At 66.1% G+C, this 17127-nt stretch carries 17 protein-coding genes; 11 read left to right on the forward strand and 6 right to left on the reverse strand.

Features of this window, described 5'->3' with window-relative positions:
* Positions 1–51: 51 nt before the first annotated feature.
* The 8 genes from GGR13_RS14165 (at position 52) to GGR13_RS14200 (ending at position 9064) form a co-directional block, all read left to right on the forward strand.
* Positions 52–570 carry an A24 family peptidase gene (locus tag GGR13_RS14165; RefSeq protein WP_246347888.1) on the forward strand — a complete coding sequence of 173 codons (519 nt, stop codon included), beginning with the start codon at positions 52–54 and terminating at the stop codon, positions 568–570.
* Between the two features lie 141 nt (positions 571–711).
* Positions 712–1647: a Flp pilus assembly protein CpaB gene (cpaB, locus tag GGR13_RS14170; protein WP_183214242.1), complete on the forward strand. Its 936-nt coding sequence runs from the start codon at positions 712–714 to the stop codon at positions 1645–1647.
* An 11-nt stretch (positions 1648–1658) separates the two neighbouring features.
* Positions 1659–3200 (forward strand): type II and III secretion system protein family protein, encoded by a 1542-nt coding sequence (locus GGR13_RS14175; protein WP_246347889.1) that lies wholly within the window; start codon positions 1659–1661, stop codon positions 3198–3200.
* 5 nt (positions 3201–3205) lie between these two features.
* Entirely contained in the window at positions 3206–3883 is a 678-nt protein-coding gene (locus GGR13_RS14180; protein ID WP_246347890.1) for a CpaD family pilus assembly protein, read from the forward strand.
* 6 nt (positions 3884–3889) lie between these two features.
* Positions 3890–5491: a CpaE/TadZ family protein gene (locus GGR13_RS14185; RefSeq protein WP_183214244.1), complete on the forward strand. Its 1602-nt coding sequence runs from the start codon at positions 3890–3892 to the stop codon at positions 5489–5491.
* A gap of 111 nt (positions 5492–5602) precedes the next feature.
* A complete protein-coding gene (locus GGR13_RS14190; protein ID WP_425486104.1) occupies positions 5603–7102 on the forward strand; it encodes a TadA family conjugal transfer-associated ATPase in 1500 nt (499 codons plus the stop codon).
* Positions 7103–7107: 5 nt separating this feature from the next.
* Positions 7108–8082 (forward strand): type II secretion system F family protein, encoded by a 975-nt coding sequence (locus GGR13_RS14195; RefSeq protein ID WP_183214245.1) that lies wholly within the window; start codon positions 7108–7110, stop codon positions 8080–8082.
* Positions 8083–8095: 13 nt separating this feature from the next.
* A complete protein-coding gene (locus tag GGR13_RS14200) occupies positions 8096–9064 on the forward strand; it encodes a type II secretion system F family protein (RefSeq protein ID WP_183214246.1) in 969 nt (322 codons plus the stop codon).
* Positions 9065–9079: 15 nt separating this feature from the next.
* Here GGR13_RS14200 and GGR13_RS14205 read toward each other — a convergent pair whose 3' ends face one another.
* Together GGR13_RS14205 and dapE are read right to left on the reverse strand one after the other, a co-directional pair.
* Positions 9080–9514 (reverse strand): SRPBCC domain-containing protein, encoded by a 435-nt coding sequence (locus GGR13_RS14205; protein ID WP_183214247.1) that lies wholly within the window; start codon positions 9512–9514, stop codon positions 9080–9082.
* 66 nt (positions 9515–9580) lie between these two features.
* On the reverse strand, positions 9581–10768 hold the full coding sequence (gene dapE / locus GGR13_RS14210) for a succinyl-diaminopimelate desuccinylase (RefSeq protein WP_183214248.1): 1188 nt from the start codon (positions 10766–10768) through the stop codon (positions 9581–9583).
* A 63-nt stretch (positions 10769–10831) separates the two neighbouring features.
* Between dapE and GGR13_RS14215 the strand changes: the two genes are divergently transcribed.
* Complete coding sequence (locus tag GGR13_RS14215; RefSeq protein WP_183214249.1) at positions 10832–12127, forward strand: MFS transporter; 1296 nt, start codon at positions 10832–10834, stop codon at positions 12125–12127.
* A gap of 176 nt (positions 12128–12303) precedes the next feature.
* Here the strand turns inward: GGR13_RS14215 and GGR13_RS14220 are convergent, their stop codons facing one another.
* Positions 12304–13326, reverse strand: coding sequence for a 2'-deoxycytidine 5'-triphosphate deaminase (locus GGR13_RS14220; RefSeq protein WP_183214250.1), 1023 nt, complete (start codon positions 13324–13326; stop codon positions 12304–12306).
* Between the two features lie 104 nt (positions 13327–13430).
* On the opposite strand from GGR13_RS14220, the gene apaG reads away from it, so the two are divergent.
* The gene (gene apaG, locus GGR13_RS14225) at positions 13431–13838 is read left to right on the forward strand and encodes a Co2+/Mg2+ efflux protein ApaG (RefSeq protein ID WP_183214251.1); all 408 of its coding nucleotides are present in this window, start codon (positions 13431–13433) and stop codon (positions 13836–13838) included.
* Positions 13839–14021: 183 nt separating this feature from the next.
* Here the strand turns inward: apaG and gcrA are convergent, their stop codons facing one another.
* The gene (gene gcrA / locus GGR13_RS14230; RefSeq protein ID WP_183214252.1) at positions 14022–14543 is read right to left on the reverse strand and encodes a cell cycle sigma 70 cofactor GcrA; all 522 of its coding nucleotides are present in this window, start codon (positions 14541–14543) and stop codon (positions 14022–14024) included.
* Between the two features lie 201 nt (positions 14544–14744).
* Between gcrA and GGR13_RS14235 the strand changes: the two genes are divergently transcribed.
* Entirely contained in the window at positions 14745–15575 is an 831-nt protein-coding gene (locus GGR13_RS14235) for an ABC transporter permease (protein ID WP_183214450.1), read from the forward strand.
* 4 nt (positions 15576–15579) lie between these two features.
* Here the strand turns inward: GGR13_RS14235 and GGR13_RS14240 are convergent, their stop codons facing one another.
* Positions 15580–15993, reverse strand: a complete 414-nt coding sequence (locus GGR13_RS14240; protein WP_183214253.1) for a DUF2177 family protein — start codon at positions 15991–15993, stop codon at positions 15580–15582.
* Positions 15994–16012: 19 nt separating this feature from the next.
* Positions 16013–17044 (reverse strand): SAM-dependent methyltransferase, encoded by a 1032-nt coding sequence (locus GGR13_RS14245; RefSeq protein WP_183214254.1) that lies wholly within the window; start codon positions 17042–17044, stop codon positions 16013–16015.
* Positions 17045–17127: the final 83 nt, after the last annotated feature.

A 17127-nucleotide genomic window follows, 5' to 3' on the forward strand; every position in this document is an offset into this window, starting at 1 on the left:
GGCCCGGCGAAACAGCGGGGCCCCGATTTCAACCTGACCTTAACCGACGTCATGGGAGACAGGATCATGGACATCTTTGCGCTCGCCCTGCTCAGCCTGCTGCCGGCCCTCGCCATTGTTGCCGGGTTGAAGGACCTGACCAGCATGACCATTCCGAACTGGATATCCGGTCTGCTGATCCTGGGCTTCTTTCCGACAGCCTTCGTCGTCGGGCTGCCGCTGCAGACCGTGGCGGCCCATGTCGCTGTCGCCTTTGCGGCCCTGATTGTCGGCATGGGCATGTTTGCACTGCGCTGGGTCGGAGGCGGAGACGCCAAATTCATGGCCTCGGCCTGCCTGTGGCTGGGCGTGACAGGCTCCGGCATGTTCCTGTTGTGGACCGGTGTGATGGGCGGTCTGTTCTGCCTCGCCCTGCTGTTCGCGCGTTTCCATGCCAGGCCCTACCTCCTCAGCACCCCGGCCTGGTTCCAGAGCCTGATGGAGCCCAAGGGTGATATTCCCTATGGCGTGGCGATCGCCGCCGGGGCCCTGATCGCCTTTCCGGCAAGCGGAATGATGGCCGCCCTCTGAGGGGTCGTTCAGGGTTAACAGCCTGAAATTGGCAGCAATGACAGGCCTTAGGGACGCGTTAACCCGGGCAGTTCATGTTTCCGCGAGACAACGGCCCATCGACCGACTCACGCGTCGAACACGGCCTGCCGGAGATCGTCGATGAAGCCCGCCCGTATCGCCGTCATCTGTATCGCTGCCGTCGCTGCCATAGGTCTTGCGATCGTCGTGCGCACGCTCGGGTCATCCGACGGGGGCGCAACGACGACCGCTGCCGCTGCCGTCGTGCCCGAGCGGCCGATGGCAAAGGTTCTGGTCGCCGCGCGTGATCTGCAGCCGGGTCAGCGCCTCGCCAACGGGGATCTGGCCTGGAAGGACTGGGCCGTCGACGAGGTGAATCCAGCCTTCATCACCGACGGATCGGTCGCACTGCCCGGGGATGAGGACGACAAGGACGCCAGGGCGGAAGACAAGGACGCCGCGGAGCCTGCAACGCCGGCCGGTGCCGTCGCGACGGTTGCCCGCCAGGCGACGGTCGCCGCCACGGGGGGCAGCGAAACCGATTATTACGGTTCGGTGGTCCGCGAACCCATCCTGGCCGGGGAGCCGATCGTGTCGCGCAAGATCGTGCGCGCAGGCGATAGCGGCTACATGGCGGCCTACCTGGAGCCGGGTTACCGCGCGATGGCCATCCGGGTCACCGTCGAGACGGCTGCGGGCGGGTTCATCCTGCCGGGCGACCGGGTGGACGTGCTGCTGACGCGCGAAACCAAGCTCGAAAACATGACCAATGCCGAAGGCAGCAAATTCGCATCCTCCACCGTGATGCAGAACGTCAAGGTCCTGGCCATCGACCAGTCGACCCGTGCCGGAGAGGATGAACAGGCCGTGGTCGGTGCGACTGCGACCCTGGAAGTTCGCCCGGGCGACGCCGAAGCCCTGGCCCTCGCGAAGTCCGAGGGCGAGCTGTCGCTGGTTCTGCGATCCTATGCCGATACCGCCGGCCCGAGCGGCCGTGTCGCGCCCAAGGCGACACAGGAATCCCGGACCGTCCGCGTGTTCCGCGGCAATGAACCCCAGACGGTGGTGGTCCAATGAGGCACCCGAACATGTCCCGATTTTCTGCCCTCGCTGCCGCTCTCCTGATGACCACGACGGCGATGGTGCCGGTCTCCGCCATGGCGGAAGACCCAGGCCCACGCTCGGTCGCCATGGGAGCCGAACCGCAACTGGTCAATCTTCCGCGCGGAACGTCCTTCGCGGTCGAGCTGCCGGCCGATGCCCGCGATGTCATCGTGTCCAACCCGGCCGTGGCCGAGGCCATGCTGCACAGCCAGCGGCGCATCACCGTCATCGGCCTGGCGCCCGGCGAAACGGACGCCGTCTTTCTGGATGCAGCGGGCCGCTCGATCCTGACCCTGAGGGTCCGGGTCGATGCCGGTGTCAGCGCCCTTCAGGACACGCTCAGCCGCGTCGCCCCGGGTTCGCAGGTGCGGGCGGAGGCGGTCAATGACAGCATCATCTTGACGGGGCTTGTGACCAGCGTCGCTGAAAGCGAGCGGGTCGCAGCCGTCGCCCGTGCCTTCGTCTCGACTCCGGAAAAGGTGCTGAACATGCTCAGCGTCGCCGGCTCGGATCAGGTGACGCTGAAGGTGCGGGTGGTCGAGGTGCAGCGCACCGCGATCAAGCAGCTCGGGTTCGACACCAATGCCATTCTCGGCCGGATCGACGGAGCGCAGTTCCTGCTGGGGCAGGCGGCGACCTTCGGTGTCAACGGCGGGCTCCTCGGCGGGCTCACCGGCGGCTATCTTGACGATACGACCACCAATTTCCAGCAGCAGCAGCCCTGCGGCGGCGGCTTTCCAGCAGGCTCCCTCTGCCCGGTTGTGGTCGAAAGTTTCCAGGACTCAAGCAATTTCGACACAGCCCAGCGTGGGACCGGGCCTGGCAGCGATGGCCTGAACCGGGGTGAAGCCACCATCAAGGCCTTTGAGCGTGTCGGCCTGATCCGGGCTCTCGCAGAGCCGAACCTGACATCGGTCAACGGCGAGAGCGCGAGTTTCCTTGCCGGGGGTGAATTCCCCGTCCCCACCGGACGCGACCGCGATGGCAACGTCACGATCGAGTACAAGAAGTACGGCGTGAACCTGTCTTTCCGGCCCATCGTGCTGTCGGAAGGACGGATCTCGCTGCAGATCTCGGTCGAGGTCTCCGAGCTGACAAACAACGGCGGCCTGACCCTGGGGGCCGGCACGTCTTCGGCCGTCAGCATCGCCGGCGTGAATGTCCGACGTGTCGAGAACACCGTCGAGATTCCGTCCGGCGGATCCATGATGATCGCAGGCCTGCTGCAGGACACGGTCCGGCAGCAGATCGATGGCCTGCCGGGCATGACCGGACTGCCGGTCCTCGGCACGCTGTTCCGGTCGCGGGATTATCTCGCCGGAGAAACCGAACTGGTCGTGATCGTCGAGCCCTATATCGTCACGCCTGTCGCACCGGGCCGGCTGCAGACACCCGCTGACGGGCTGCGCATCCCGACCGATATCCAGACCACTTTGTTCGGCCAGTTGAACCAGGCCTACGGCTCCCCGGCCCCCACCGCCCAGGGCGGCGGATGGCAGGGACCTGTGGGCTATGTGATCGAGTGAGGACCATGATGATCCGTCAGACGCTTCTGATCTCTTTGGCCGCCAGTGCCCTTCTGGCGGGCTGCATGGGTGCACCGGCCGAAGGTCTGGGTCCGGTTCCGCTGACCCCGACCCAGCGATTCACCCTGCAGGTCGAACCCGGCATCGAGCGGATCGCTCTGGCGGTGCATGACGAAGGCCTGTCTGCAAACCAGCAGAATGCCGTCCTCGATGTGGCGCGCCGGTTCGGTCAGGAGGGTGCCGCCAGCATCATCGTCGAGGCCCCGTCGGGTCAGGATGTGGTCGCCAGTGCCCTCGCCTGGCGGGTCAAGGGCTTGCTGGAGCAGATCGGTATCCCGGCGCACCAGGTTCAGGTGGTCGCCTACAATGCGCCGGATCCCCGCGCGCCGGTCCTGGTCGGCTATGAATCCCTGCGTGCCCGCGTGCCCCAGTGCGGCCAGGCGTGGGGCAGTCTGACGCGGACGGCCAACAACCAGTCATCGGCAAACTTCGGCTGTGCGGTCACGGCTAACCTGGCGGCCCAGATCGCCGATCCTCGCGATATCGTGGCGCCGCGCGCGATGACCCCGGCGGATGGGGCGCGCCGGAGCGTGGTGTTCGACAAATATCGCAAGGGCGAGCCGACCGCAGGTGTGCGGGAAGAACTGGTCACGAACCAGCAAGTCTCGAATGCGGTGGAATAGCGTAACATGACCCAAGCCATCGCCCCCCGTAGTTTCGATGCCTTCGAGGAAGAGTTCGACCTCGACATCGCTTTCGAGCCGGATGCCATCATCGGTGCGAAGCCGCCCGAGGCCGACATCAATCCGCGCGAGCCTCTCCATTTTGTGGCACCGACAGCCGAAGACGCGCCGTCGGCCACACCGACGGTCGTCCCGCTGGCTCCCGCGGCCCCCAGCCCGACGGTCGCTGCGACGCCGGACGTCAGCGCCTTCAATCCGGTTGGCGATCTGGTGGCCAATACCTCGGCCGCCATCGTGCCGACCGGTCTTCACGCCGAAGTCGCCGTGCCGCGCATCGCCATCCATGTCTTTGCCGAACGTCAGGATACCCTGACCTCGGCCGAGCGCGCCGGACAGGATCGGCGCATGTCCCGCGCGACGACCCAGATCCGGGTCGGCGGGATTCCTGCGGCGATTTCGACCTATCTGAACGAACCGACACCGCCCCTGATCGTGGTGGAATGCCTCGAGGACCCCAACGCCCTGCTCGCCCAGATCGACCAGCTGGCCGAGTGCTGCGACGCGGGCACCAAGGTGGTCGTGATCGGCCTGTCGAACGACATCCTGCTGTTCCGCGAGCTGATGCGGCGCGGCGTCAGTGAATATCTGGTCGCGCCCGTGCAGCCGCTGCAGCTGATCGCGGCCATCGGGGGCCTCTTCTCGGATCCGGCCCAGCCGTTCGTCGGTCGCTCCATTGCCTTCGTCGGCGCACGAGGCGGTGCCGGCGCCTCCTCCGTGGCCCACAACACGGCCTATGCGATTTCCGAACGGATCGGAGCCAACACTGTCATCGTCGACTACGATCTGCCGTTCGGGACCGCGGGGCTGGACTTCAACCAGGATCCGCTGAACGGCGTCGCCGACGCGCTTGGCCAGCCGGACCGCCTCGACTCGGTGCTGATGGACCGGATGATGGTCCGCTGCACGGACAAGCTGAGCCTGTTTGCGGCGCCGGCGACCCTGGATGCCGACTGGGACATCAGTCCGGAGGCCTTCGAGGAGGTTACCAGCCGCATTCGTTCGACGGCGCCATTCGTTGTGCTGGACCTCCCGCATCTCTGGTCAGGCTGGATGCGCCAGACGCTGATCGCGGCCGATGAAGTGGTCGTCGTTGCGACGCCGGATCTCGCCAGCCTTCGCAACGCCAAGAACATGATCGATCTGATCCGGCAGGGTCGCCCCAACGATGCCCCGCCACGGCTCGTGCTCAACCAGGTGGGGGTCCCCGGACGGCCCGAGATCCCGGTCAAGGATTTCGGCAACGCGCTTGGAATCCTGCCCAGCCTGATCATCCCCTTCGAACCGAAACTGTTCGGGGCTGCGGCCAACAACGGCCAGATGATCCTGGATGCCGGCGCCAAGTCCAAGTCGGCGGAGGCCTTCCAGACACTGGCGCAGATCGTGTCGCGCCGTGAGCTGCCTGTGCTGGCCGGGCCCAAGGGCAAGCCTGCCAAACCCGGTGCGGCTCCGAAGGCCCAGAAAGCGCCGAAGGCCCCGAAAGCCGCGAAAGAGACCAAGCCTCCGTCGGAGAGCAAGTCGCTGTTCGCCAACCTGTTCAAGAAGCGCTGACGGGAACCGCGAGTGTTCGGTAAACGCACAGGAACGACCGGTACCGCGACGCTGGAGGCGCGTGTCGCAGGCCATGCGCAGGCTGCGCCGACCCCGGCTGCTGATTCCCCCATGCCCGTCGTTCGGTATGGCGATGAGTCGTTCGATGACCTCGAGGGCGATTTCCCGCCCTCGACGACCACGACGGGCGCGCCGCCTGCGGATCGGCTGGATGCGCTCGCCGCGCGGCCCAAGGCCGCAGCCGCGGCCCCGGCGGCCAAGGGGCCTGGACCCAAGCCAACGGCCGGACTGGAGCAGCTGAAGAAGGCGCAGGCGGTCACCGAGATCGTCCGCGAGCAGAGCGACTACTACCACGCGACCAAGACGACGATCTTCAACGCCCTGATGAACACCATCGATCTGGCACAGCTGGCCCAGCTCGATACCAAGGCGGCGTCCGAGGAAATCCGCGACATCGTTGCCGAACTGGTCGCGATCAAGAACGTCTCGATGTCGGTGGCCGAGCAGGAGCATCTGGTTCAGGACATCGTCAATGATGTGCTGGGCTATGGTCCGCTGGAGCCGCTTCTGGCGCGAGACGACATCGCCGACATCATGGTCAATGGCGCGGGCCGGGTCTTCATCGAGGTCGGCGGCAAGGTCCAGCTGACCAATGTCCGCTTCCGCGACAACACCCAGCTGATGAACATCTGCCAGCGGATCGTGTCCCAGGTCGGCCGTCGCGTGGACGAAAGCAGCCCGATCTGCGACGCCCGCCTTCCCGACGGCAGCCGCGTCAACGTCATCGCACCGCCGCTGGCGATCGATGGCGCGACCCTGACGATCCGGAAGTTCAAGAAAGACAAGCTGACGATGAAGAACCTGGTGGAGTTCGCCTCCATCAGTCCCGAAGGGGCTAGGGTTCTGGGCGTGATCGGCGCCTGCCGCTGCAACATCGTCATCTCGGGTGGTACGGGGTCGGGCAAGACCACGCTCCTGAACACCCTGACGGCCTTCATCGATCCGACCGAGCGGGTCATCACCTGCGAGGATGCGGCCGAACTGCAGCTGCAGCAGCCGCACGTCGTGCGCCTCGAAACGCGTCCGCCCAACCTCGAGGGGCAGGGCACCATCTCGATGCGCGACCTGGTGAAGAACTGTCTGCGGATGCGTCCCGAGCGGATCATCGTCGGCGAGGTGCGCGGACCCGAGGCCTTCGACCTGCTGCAGGCCATGAACACCGGCCACGATGGCTCGATGGGCACGCTGCACGCCAACAGCCCGCGCGAAGCCATCAGCCGGATGGAATCCATGATCACCATGGGGGGCTATGGACTGCCCTCCAAGACCATCCGCGAGATGATCACGGGCTCGGTCGACGTCATCATTCAGGCGGCGCGTCTGAGGGACGGCTCGCGCCGCATCACCCACATCACCGAGGTCGTGGGCCTCGAGGGCGATGTGATCGTGACCCAGGACCTGTTCGTCTACGAGATCACGGGCGAGGACGAGAACGGCAAGATCATCGGCCGCCACCGCTCGACCGGCATCGCTCGTCCGCGCTTCTGGGACCGGGCGCGCTACTACGGGCTGGAGCGCGAGCTGGCGGAAGCCCTCGACGCAGCGGAGTAGGGCGGATGCTGGAAATCCTCGCGGGCGTTCTGGGCTTCATCATCATTGCCAGCCTCGGCTGGGTCTTCGTCGGCGGCGAGGATTCCTCGACACAGGCCCTCAAGCGCGCCGAGGGCATGGGCGTCGGACGCAACATCTCCACCCGCAAGACCGCTGCGCAGGCCAACACACCCGAAGCCCGCCGCAAGGTGATCGAGCTTCAGCTCAAGGAAGCGGAGCGCCGGGAACGCAAGGCCCGGATGACCATGGCGGCCAAGCTGAAGCATGCCGGCCTCGCGATGAAGATCCGGACCTTCTGGATCATCAGCGGTGTCCTCGGCACGCTCGCCTTCCTGATCCCCCTGGTGTTCGGGCTGAACCTGCTTCTCGCGGCCGGGATCTCGATCGTCTTCGGACTCGGCCTGCCCCGCTGGGTGGTCGGCTTCATCGGCAAGCGGCGGATGAAGAAATTCTCGAGCGAGTTCGCCAACGCCGTCGATGTGATCGTGCGCGGCATCCGGTCCGGCCTGCCGGTCCACGACTGTTTCAAGATCATCGGCAAGGAAGCCCCGGCGCCCCTGGGACCGGAGTTCCGCCGCCTGGTCGAGAACATGAGTGTGGGCCTGACGCTGCCGCAGTCGCTGGACAAGATGTACGAGCGGATGCCGACGCCGGAACTGAAATTCTTCACCATCGTCATCGCGATCCAGCAGAAGACCGGCGGCAACCTGGGCGAGGCCCTGTCGAACCTGACCACCGTCCTGCGGGCGCGCCGGATGATGGCCGAAAAGATCAAGGCGCTGTCATCGGAAGCCATGGCATCGGCCGGGATCATCGGCGCGCTGCCGCCCGTGGTCATGACCCTCGTCTTCATCACGACCCCCGCCTACATGGGGCTGCTCTTCACCGACCCCCGTGGACAGGTGATGCTGCTGGGAGCCGCGATCTGGATGTCCGCCGGCGTCTTCGTGATGAAGAAGATGATCGCGTTCAAATTCTAGGGACTGACGGACCATGATCGCGTTTCTGACCAACCCCCTGAACCTGATGAGCATCGGCGTCGGCATCTGCGCCTTTGCGGCGATCTTCACCGTCGTCGCCTCCATGACGGGCGGGGCGCAGCTCGAAACGCGCATGAAGGCTGTCGCGGTCCGTCGCGACGAACTGCGGCGCCGGTCGCGTCAGGCCATGGTCTCGGGTTCGGCCTCGGCGCTGCGCCACACCGACGACGGCTTCAAGAAACAGATCGTCGACATGCTGGACCTCAGCAAGCGGCTGGAGGACCCCAAGGTCGTCGACAAGATGGCCCAGGCGGGCTTCCGCGGGCCCAAGCCCATCACGACCTTCTACTTCTTCCGGATGGCCATGCCGTTCGTCTTCATGGCAGCTGTCGGCTTCTATCTGTTCGGGTTCAACGATTTCGGACTGCCGACCATGAACCGCGTCACGGCCACCGTGGCGGCGGCCCTGGCCGGCTACTATGCCCCGAACATCTATCTCTCGAACCTGATCGCCAAGCGCCAGACCTCGATCATGCAGGCGTTTCCGGACACGCTGGACCTGCTGCTGATCTGCGTCGAGGCCGGTATGTCGATCGAGGCGGCGATCCAGAAGGTGAGCCAGGAAATCAGCACATCCTCGATCGAACTGGCCGAGGAGCTCAGCCTGCTGACGGCCGAGCTCAGCTACCTGCCCGAGCGTCGCCATGCCTATGAAGGCCTGGCGAGACGGACCAACCATCCCGGCGTCCGCGCCGTGACCACGGCCATGATCCAGGCGGAACAGTACGGCACACCCCTGGGTGTCGCCCTACGCACCATGGCCAAGGAAAACCGAGACCTGCGCCTGTCGGCAGCCGAAAAGAAGGCGGCGGCCCTGCCAGCCAAGCTGACCGTGCCGATGATCATCTTCTTCCTGCCCGTGCTGTTCGTCGTGATCCTCGGACCCGCGATCATCAACATCCAGGACACGATGGCCAAATAGGCCGCGGTCCGCGGATCAGACCGGTCGTTCGGCCGCGGCCTTCAGCGACTCGGCCACCTGCTCGCAGGCCTGCCGCAGCGCGAATTTGTGCTTGTCGTGGAACAGCTCGCCGCGCAGGCCCGAGAAGATATAGCCGTTGGCGGCGATACAGCTGCCTGGCTCGAGCTCGTCGATCTCGAAATAGCGGACGACGTTGAACATCATGCCGCGCTTTTCGGACCAGACCAGCTGCGCCAGGGGCTGCCAGTCACCGACGCGGGCAATGACCGGTCGGGCGGGATGGCCGGGCAGGGTCTCGGTCAGGCGGATCTCGCCGCCGAAGCCGATGACGCCCGAAGCGTCGGTCTCGACCGGGTTCCACCGGCTCCAGAAGGCGAGATCGGACAAGGTGTCCCAGATGCGTTCGGCCGGGGCCTGGATGCCGATGCGTTTTTCGATGCGGAAATTCATTCTGGTGATCTGGCAAGACTTCCGGGCAGGCGCAAGGCAGCGAAGGGGCCCAAGACGGTCATGGCGTCAGTTCCTGACCAGAACCGATTCAATGACCCGGCGATAGACACCGGTCAGGGCCTGAAGCTCGGCGACCGGCACCCGTTCGTCGATCTGGTGCATGGTCTGGCCGACCAGACCCAGTTCCAGCACCGGACACATCGCACGCAGGAACCGGGCGTCGGACGTCCCGCCCGTGGTCGAGGCTTCCGGGCGAATGCCAGTCCCGGCCTCTACGGCATCCTGGACCGCCGTCACGAACGGTCCATGGGGCGTCAGGAAGGCCTCGCCGGAGCACAGATGCTCAAGCGTGATCTGCAGCCCGCTGTCGGCCTGGGCCTGACCGGCCAGCCTGTTGAGCTCGGCCATCAGCCCGTCGCCGCTCTGGGCCGGGTTGAAGCGGATGTTCAGGCGCGCCCGGGCCTCGGATGGGATGACATTGGTCGCCCCGTTGCCGATGTCGATGGTGGTGATCTCGAGGTTCGAGGGTTGAAAGGCCTCATAGCCCTCATCGATCACCCAGGCATCGAGGGCGGCCAGCAGCCGCACCAGGACCGGGGCCGGATTGGCGGCCCGGGCCGGATAGGCAACGTGGCCCTGCTTGCCATGGACGGTGATCCAGGTGTTTAGCGAGCCACGGCGACCGATCTTGATCATGTCGCCCAGCTGATGCTGGGACGAGGGTTCGCCGACGACACAGGCGTCGATGATCTCGCCCTCGGCCATCAGCGCTTCGACCACCCGCTTGGTGCCATGCAGGGCCGGGCCTTCCTCGTCGCCGGTGATCAGGAAGGACAGCGAACCGTCGGGCTCTGCGGCCGCCAGCACCTCGGACACGGCGGCGACCCAGGCGGCGATCCCGCCCTTCATGTCGACGGCCCCCCGCCCATAGAGCAGTCCGTCGCGGACCTCGGCTTCAAAGGGGGCCGAGGACCAGGCCTCGGTATTGCCGGTCGGCACGACATCGGTGTGGCCGGCGAAGCAGAGATTGGGCGAGGCGGTTCCGCGCCGGGCGTACAGGTTCTCGATCCGGGCGTCGGAGCCGGTGCCCGACGGGCCTTCGAAGGCCATGCGCCGGCAGGTGAATCCGAGGTCGGTCAGCACCCGCTGCAGGGTATCCATGGCTCCCGCATCGGCGGGGGTCACGGACGGGCGACGGATGAGATCGCGCGTCAGTTCGACAGGATCGATGAGGGGAAGGGGTGCGCCGGTCATGGACCTATGCTTTACGGGCGTTGTGCGGTCGCGAAAAGAGTTCGCCTGCCAGGCTGAGACACCATGACCGACCCTTCTGACACCCCTGAACCCCCGGCGCCCGAGAAGAGACTCGGCGGCGATGTGGACCGGGGCGATAACCCCTGGGCGATCCGGGATTTCCGGCTGCTGTGGCTTGGGCGTGTCGCGGCGGTGCTGGCGATCCAGATCCAGTCCTCGGCCCTGTTGTGGCAGGTCTACGAGATCGCGCGGCGGGATCACCCGATCGAACAGGCCAGCCTGTATCTGGGGCTGGTCGGGCTGGTGCAGTTCATTCCGCTGCTGGCCTTCACCCTGCCTGCGGGCGAGATGGCGGACCGGCGCGATCGCAAAGTCACGGTCGCCCTGTCGATCGCCGTGGAGGGGCTGTGCGCGATCGCCTTCCTCGCCATGGCCCTGCATGGCTCGCCGCCGCTCTGGGGGCTGCTGGCCGTGGCCTGTCTGTTCGGGGCCTGCCGGGCCTTCCTGGCACCGGCCAGCCAGGCCTTCCTGCCGATGGTGGTCGGTCGTGCCGGCCTGCCGCGCGCCATCGCGGCCCAGTCGATCGCCTTCCAGACCGGTGCCATCGCCGGCCCGGCCCTGGGCGGGGTCATCGTCGGCCTCTCGGTTCCGCTGGCCTATGCCGTGGCGCTCGGCATGTTCCTGGTGGGCCTGAGCGCCTTCCTGCTGATCCGGACCAGCGGCAAGCCGGAACCGGTCGAGGACGGGACGGGGCGCTGGGATGCGGTCAAGGAGGGCCTGAAATACGTCTGGGACACCAAGATCGTGCTGGGGGCGATTTCGCTGGATCTGATCGTGGTGCTGTTCGCCGGCGTGGCCCTGCTGACGCCGATCTTTGCGCGGGACATCCTGCATGTCGGGGCGGCCGGGTTCGGGCTTCTGCGCGCCGCCTTCGGGGTCGGGGCCCTGGGGATGGCGGTCTATCTGTCGCGCTATCCGATCGTGCGGCGCGGGGGCCTGTGGATGTTCGGGGCCGTGGCGGTGTTTGGCGTCTGCACCATCATTTTCGGCCTGTCGAAGATCGCCTGGATCAGCGCCATCGCCCTGCTGATCGGGGGCGCGGCCGACATGATCAGCGTCAACATTCGCCAGACCCTTATCCAGCTGTCGACGCCCGATCACATGCGCGGGCGGGTGTCGTCGGTGTCCATGCTGTTCATCGGGGCCTCGAATGAACTGGGCGAGGCCTACTCCGGGGTCATGGTCCGGCTGCTGTCCCCGATCGGTGCCGCAGTGTTCGGCGGGGTGGGGGCGCTGGCCGCCACCGGAATCTGGGCCAGGGTCTTCCCTTCGCTGCGGAAGGCGGATCGGCTGAGCTGAGATATCCTCCCTGTCGCCCTGCGACGAGGAGGGGGACCGTGCGAAGCGGGGTGGAGGGGCTTCGCCCGCTGCACTGATGGTGCCTTGAAAATCAGACAGAGTCCGTGTCCGGCAGCCCCTCCGTCACGGTGCTGTGCACCGCGCCACCTCCCCATCGCCTCGCGATGGGGAGGAGATTACCAGGACCTGAAATGCTTGCTGAGCTTCAGCCCCTGCCGCTGGTAGTGGCTGCCGCCCTCGCCATAGAGGCGGGAGGGTCGTTCGGTCAGGGGTTCATAGACCAGCCGGGCGACGATCTGGCCGTGTTCCAGCAGGAAGGGGGTGTCGTGGGTGCGGACTTCCAGCACGCCCTTCGAGCCGGCCCCGTGTGCTTCGTCGGTGCCGAAGCCGGGGTCGAAGAAGCCGGCGTAGTGGACGCGGAACTCGCCGACGCTGGGGTCGATCGGGGTCATCTCGGCGGCCTGGTCGACCGGGATCTCGACCGCATCGCTGGAGGCCAGGATGTAGAACTCGCCCGGGTCCAGCAGAAGCTCGCCCCGACGCACGTTCAGCGGCTCCCAGAAGTCGCGGGGATCATGGCCGTCGATCCGGTCCAGATCGATGACGCCGGCGTGGCGGCGACCGCGGAAGCCGACGATGTCGCCGCCCTGCAGATCGACGCCGACGCTGCGGGTCTCGAGACGCGGAGGCTCGCCGGCCTTCAGCCGCAGCTGGTTCAGCCGGGTGCCGGGTCGGACGAGGATGGAAAAGGTCTGGGGCGCGATCTCCAGATACAGCGGCCCCTCATAGCCTTCGGCCACGTCGTCGAAGGACGCCCCCTGATCGGTCAGCAGGCGCACGAAGACATCGACCCGGCCGGTGGAGCTCTTCGGGTTGGCGCGGGCGATCAGCCCCTTTGGCAGGGTCAGGCTTTCCTGCAGCCGGGCGATATAGACGCAGCCTTTTTCAAGAACCTCGCCGCCGGACAGGTCGAGCGTGTGCATCACGACATCGGCGATCCGGTCCTCGACCTTGCGCGAGCCGGGCAGGAAGGAGGCCCGCACCCGCCAGCAGGTGTCGGACAGACGCAGGTCCAGCGAGGCAGGCTGGACCTGATCGGCGTCGAACGGGGTCTGCGATCGGATCGCGCCCGTGGCGATCAGGCTCTCGATGGACTGGCAGGGCAGGATGCCGGGCGTGGCTGTGATGAAGGCGCTCATGCCCCCGGTCTAAGGGGGAATTTGTCGTCTGTCTTGCCTTTGACATTGAATCCCCCGGTCTGTGGCGCAACGATGGGCGTGCGATATCCGACAGGCCACCGACCATGAATGACAGTCCCGCTTATGAAGCCCGCACCGGCGACATCGTCGTCCGTGTCCGGCCCAGCTATCTGGCCGGGCAATCCGATCCGGAAGGCGGGCGCTGGGTCTGGGCCTATCAGGTCGAGATCGAGAACCACGGTCCGGCGCCTGTGCAGCTGATGTCACGCTTCTGGCGCATCACCGACGGGCGGGGTGTCGAGGAAGAGGTGCAGGGGCCGGGGGTCGTGGGACAGCAGCCGGTGATCGCACCGGGCGAACGCTATGCCTATGCCTCGGGCTGTCCGCTGACGACGCCGTCGGGCGTGATGGAAGGGCTGTACCAGATGGTCGACCCGTCGGGCCGCGCCTTCGAGGCTGCAATTCCGGCCTTCAGCCTCGACATCCCGGGCGACCGGCGCGTGCTGAACTGACATTTGCCAGGGGAGAGGGTCGGGGGCTGCGTCAACCCGGATAACCGCAGCCCCGCCCCCGATCCCGCGGGCGGACCCGGCGGGTGGAGCGAGCCCTCTAGGGAGCAACCGTGACGGCGGAATGACGAAGGCGGCGGAGATGGGCGAAATCGTGCCCGGCCCCGCCGCCCCGTGCGGCCGAAATCAGATGTAGCGACGCAGCGACCGCGCCAGCTCGGTCGAGCCATTCTTCTTCAAGGCGGGCTGGTAGGCGACGCGGGCATGCTCGACGCAATAGACGCCTTCGGAGGCCCGGCGGCCGCAGAAGCTGAACTCCGACGACGACGGATCGCCGATCGGCCATTTGCACATGTGGGCTCCCAGGGTCATCACCGTGGCCGTGCCGACCATGTCGGGGGCACGCTCCGGCGTCGGGGCGACCGGCAGGTTGGGGCGGGGGGCCGGGGCAACGGCCTCGATGCGCCGGGGCGCCGACGGCTGGACCGGCGGCGTGGTGCGCGTCTTGGCCGGGCGGAAGGTGGTGGCGGTCCGGGCCGGCTGCGACGGCGTCGCGCGGCCGGACAGGCCGAGGCGATGCACCTTGCCGATCACGGCGTTGCGGGTGACGCCGCCGCCCAGCTGTTTGGCGATCTGCGAGGCCGACTGGCCTTCCAGCCACAGCTTCTTCAACGCACCGACGCGGTCTTCTGTCCAGCCTGGTGTCATGTCGCCCTCCAGCGAAAAGCAGATTCAATATCTGGTGCCTGCGGACGCCGTCGATGCCGCTGACCCACAACCAGTCGTAAACGAGGCGTTAAGAGACGCAAGATGTGCGAATCAAGCGTCCACAGAAATCAAGATATTGAATCGGCGTTCGATGAAGCCCGGATGCTTGCGAAACGGGGATTCGGGGCGCATCTGGCGGGCATGACCGAGCCCACGACCCTCGCCTCGACCCGACCGACGGGCCTGCCGATGCCGCGTCGCTATGACGGCATCAACTGGGTGGGTGTGCAGACCCTCTACCTGCGGGAAGTGCGCAGGTTCTGGAAGGTGGGAGCCCAGACGGTCGCGGCACCGGTCGTGACAACCCTGTTGTATATGCTGGTCTTTGTTGTGGCCCTGCAGGGCGCGCGGCCGCCGCTGCACGGCACGCCCTTTGCCGAGTTCGTGGCACCGGGCCTGATCATGATGGCGATGCTGAACAATGCCTTCGCCAACGCCTCATCGAGCCTGATCCAGGCCAAGATCATGGGGACGTCCACCGACTTCCTGACCCCGCCCCTGTCCCCGCTGGAACTGACGATCGGGTTTTCCCTCGGCGCGGCCACACGGGGCCTGGCGGTCGGGCTGGTGACCGCGATCTGCGTGCTGCCGTTCGCGCGAATGGGCATTGCCAATCTGGCGGCCATCGCCTGGTTCGGCCTGATCGCCTCCCTGTTCATGGGAATGGTGGGCGTTCTGGCCGGCCTCTGGTCCGAGAAATTCGACCACCTGTCGGCGGTGCAGAATTTCGTGGTCATGCCGATGACCTTCCTGTCGGGGACCTTCTATCTGGTCGAGAACCTGCCCGAGCCGTTCGCCACCATCAGCCACTGGAATCCGTTCTTCTATCTGATCGACGGGTTCCGTTATGGATTCATCGGTCAGGCCGAGGGCAATCTGATGATCGGCGTGATCATGAGCGCCGTGCTGACGGTCGCCATGGCGGCCGCCTGCTGGCTGGTGTTCCGGTCGGGCTGGCGGCTGAAGAGCTGATCGCTCAGCCGAACTTCCCTTCGGCCCAGCGCGCGGCGAAATAGCCACCGGTCGCCGACAGCCCCGTCAGGGTCGTGCCCCAGATGATGTCGGTAATGGTCAGCTTCCAGGACCAGACGTTCAGGGTCGCCTGGTTGGTCAGGTCATAGGTGGCATAGGCGATGAAGCCCAGCACGGCCCCGTTCAGGGCCGCGCGGGTCCATGACCCTTCACGCAACGCGGGATCGATGGCCAGGAAGACGGTGCCGGCGATCGAGATGAGATAGAAGATCACGGCCGCCGTCATGTCCGGCTTGTCGGCCATGATCGGCCCGATGACGGGGCGATACAGCCGGTTGACCATGGTTGTCAGCCAGACCGCATCGATGACGGCAAAGGTAAGGCCCGCGCCCAGATAGGCGAACACATATTTGATCATCTTGGTCCCCTGCCGTCCGTCAGGTCGGCATCAGTCTGTAGTGGCTGACCGCCCAGGTGCGGCCGTCGTCGTTTCCGAACAGCCCGGCCGTGGCGAGATAGAATCTGCGCCAGCGCCGCACCCACAACCGGGCCTGATCGCCATAGGTTGCCTGCATCAACTCGAAGATGCGCGCTTCGTTGCGATCCATGTTCGCCAGCCAGTCCTCGGCGGTGCGGGCATAGTGTTTGCCGTTCCACATCCATTCCTGTTCGACCGTGAACAGGTCGGAGAATTCGCGGATCAGTCCATGGCTGGGCATCACGCCGCCGGTGAAGAAATGCTGGGCGATGAAGTCGCCGGAATCGGTGTGATCGAACCGGTAGGGCGCATCGCGATGGGTGAAGATGTGGATGAACATCCGGCCGTCCGCCTTGAGCCAGCGTTTCGCCCGGGTCAGCAGGCCGCGCCAGTTGGCCATGTGCTCGAACATTTCCACCGAGACAATGCGGTCGTAGCTGCCGGGCTCCGGGGCCTCGAAATCATTCATGTCGCAGGTGATGACGGTCAGGTTGGTCAGGCCGCGCGCAGCGGCCTGGGCCTCGATATGGCCGCGCTGGCCGTGGCTGTTCGAGACGGCGGTGATGCGGCTTGCGGGATAGTGTTCGGCCATCCAGAGGCTGAGCGAGCCCCAGCCGCAGCCCAGTTCGAGGATCGACTGTCCGTCGACCAGACCGGCATGGGCACAGCTCTCGGCCAGGGCCTTCTCCTCGGCCCGGTCGAGGGTTTCGGCGTCGCGATCATACAGGCAGCAGGAGTATTTCAGGCGCTTGCCGAGGCAGATCTGGAAGAACTCGGGAGGCAGTTCGTAGTGCTGATCGTTGGCGGCATCGGCGTGTTCGGCGATGGGGCGCTCGGCCATGGCGCGCGCGAAGGCGGCGGGGTTGTGCGGGGCCTCGCGATCAAGCCGCTTTCGCGCCTCGGTCACCAGGCTCCGGATCGCCGGGCGCGTGACGAAGTCGGGAAAGGGGGCGTCCTGAAGCTGCCGAATGGCGACATTGGCAAGGTTCATCGGGGTTTCCTTGGCTCGTTAGCGTTTATGGCGGTTGAAGGCGGGAGGCGTAAAGGCTCCGCTTGACTGTGCATACAGCTACG

The organism is Brevundimonas variabilis (assembly GCF_014199945.1).
GTDB lineage: Bacteria > Pseudomonadota > Alphaproteobacteria > Caulobacterales > Caulobacteraceae > Brevundimonas > Brevundimonas variabilis.

What these genes read in the sequence shown, in the direction of transcription:
- GGR13_RS14180 (WP_246347890.1), top strand. Translation starts at nt 3,206, where the DNA reads ATGATGATCCGTCAGACGCTTCTGATCTCTTTGGCCGCCAGTGCCCTT.
- GGR13_RS14215 (WP_183214249.1), top strand. Translation starts at nt 10,832, where the DNA reads ATGACCGACCCTTCTGACACCCCTGAACCCCCGGCGCCCGAGAAGAGA.
- gcrA (WP_183214252.1), bottom strand. Translation starts at nt 14,543, where the DNA reads ATGACACCAGGCTGGACAGAAGACCGCGTCGGTGCGTTGAAGAAGCTG.
- GGR13_RS14245 (WP_183214254.1), bottom strand. Translation starts at nt 17,044, where the DNA reads ATGAACCTTGCCAATGTCGCCATTCGGCAGCTTCAGGACGCCCCCTTT.
- GGR13_RS14205 (WP_183214247.1), bottom strand. Translation starts at nt 9,514, where the DNA reads ATGAATTTCCGCATCGAAAAACGCATCGGCATCCAGGCCCCGGCCGAA.
- GGR13_RS14165 (WP_246347888.1), top strand. Translation starts at nt 52, where the DNA reads ATGGGAGACAGGATCATGGACATCTTTGCGCTCGCCCTGCTCAGCCTG.
- GGR13_RS14190 (WP_425486104.1), top strand. Translation starts at nt 5,603, where the DNA reads ATGCCCGTCGTTCGGTATGGCGATGAGTCGTTCGATGACCTCGAGGGC.
- GGR13_RS14175 (WP_246347889.1), top strand. Translation starts at nt 1,659, where the DNA reads ATGTCCCGATTTTCTGCCCTCGCTGCCGCTCTCCTGATGACCACGACG.
- dapE (WP_183214248.1), bottom strand. Translation starts at nt 10,768, where the DNA reads ATGACCGGCGCACCCCTTCCCCTCATCGATCCTGTCGAACTGACGCGC.
- GGR13_RS14200 (WP_183214246.1), top strand. Translation starts at nt 8,096, where the DNA reads ATGATCGCGTTTCTGACCAACCCCCTGAACCTGATGAGCATCGGCGTC.
- apaG (WP_183214251.1), top strand. Translation starts at nt 13,431, where the DNA reads ATGAATGACAGTCCCGCTTATGAAGCCCGCACCGGCGACATCGTCGTC.
- GGR13_RS14220 (WP_183214250.1), bottom strand. Translation starts at nt 13,326, where the DNA reads ATGAGCGCCTTCATCACAGCCACGCCCGGCATCCTGCCCTGCCAGTCC.
- GGR13_RS14240 (WP_183214253.1), bottom strand. Translation starts at nt 15,993, where the DNA reads ATGATCAAATATGTGTTCGCCTATCTGGGCGCGGGCCTTACCTTTGCC.
- GGR13_RS14195 (WP_183214245.1), top strand. Translation starts at nt 7,108, where the DNA reads ATGCTGGAAATCCTCGCGGGCGTTCTGGGCTTCATCATCATTGCCAGC.
- cpaB (WP_183214242.1), top strand. Translation starts at nt 712, where the DNA reads ATGAAGCCCGCCCGTATCGCCGTCATCTGTATCGCTGCCGTCGCTGCC.
- GGR13_RS14185 (WP_183214244.1), top strand. Translation starts at nt 3,890, where the DNA reads ATGACCCAAGCCATCGCCCCCCGTAGTTTCGATGCCTTCGAGGAAGAG.
- GGR13_RS14235 (WP_183214450.1), top strand. Translation starts at nt 14,745, where the DNA reads ATGACCGAGCCCACGACCCTCGCCTCGACCCGACCGACGGGCCTGCCG.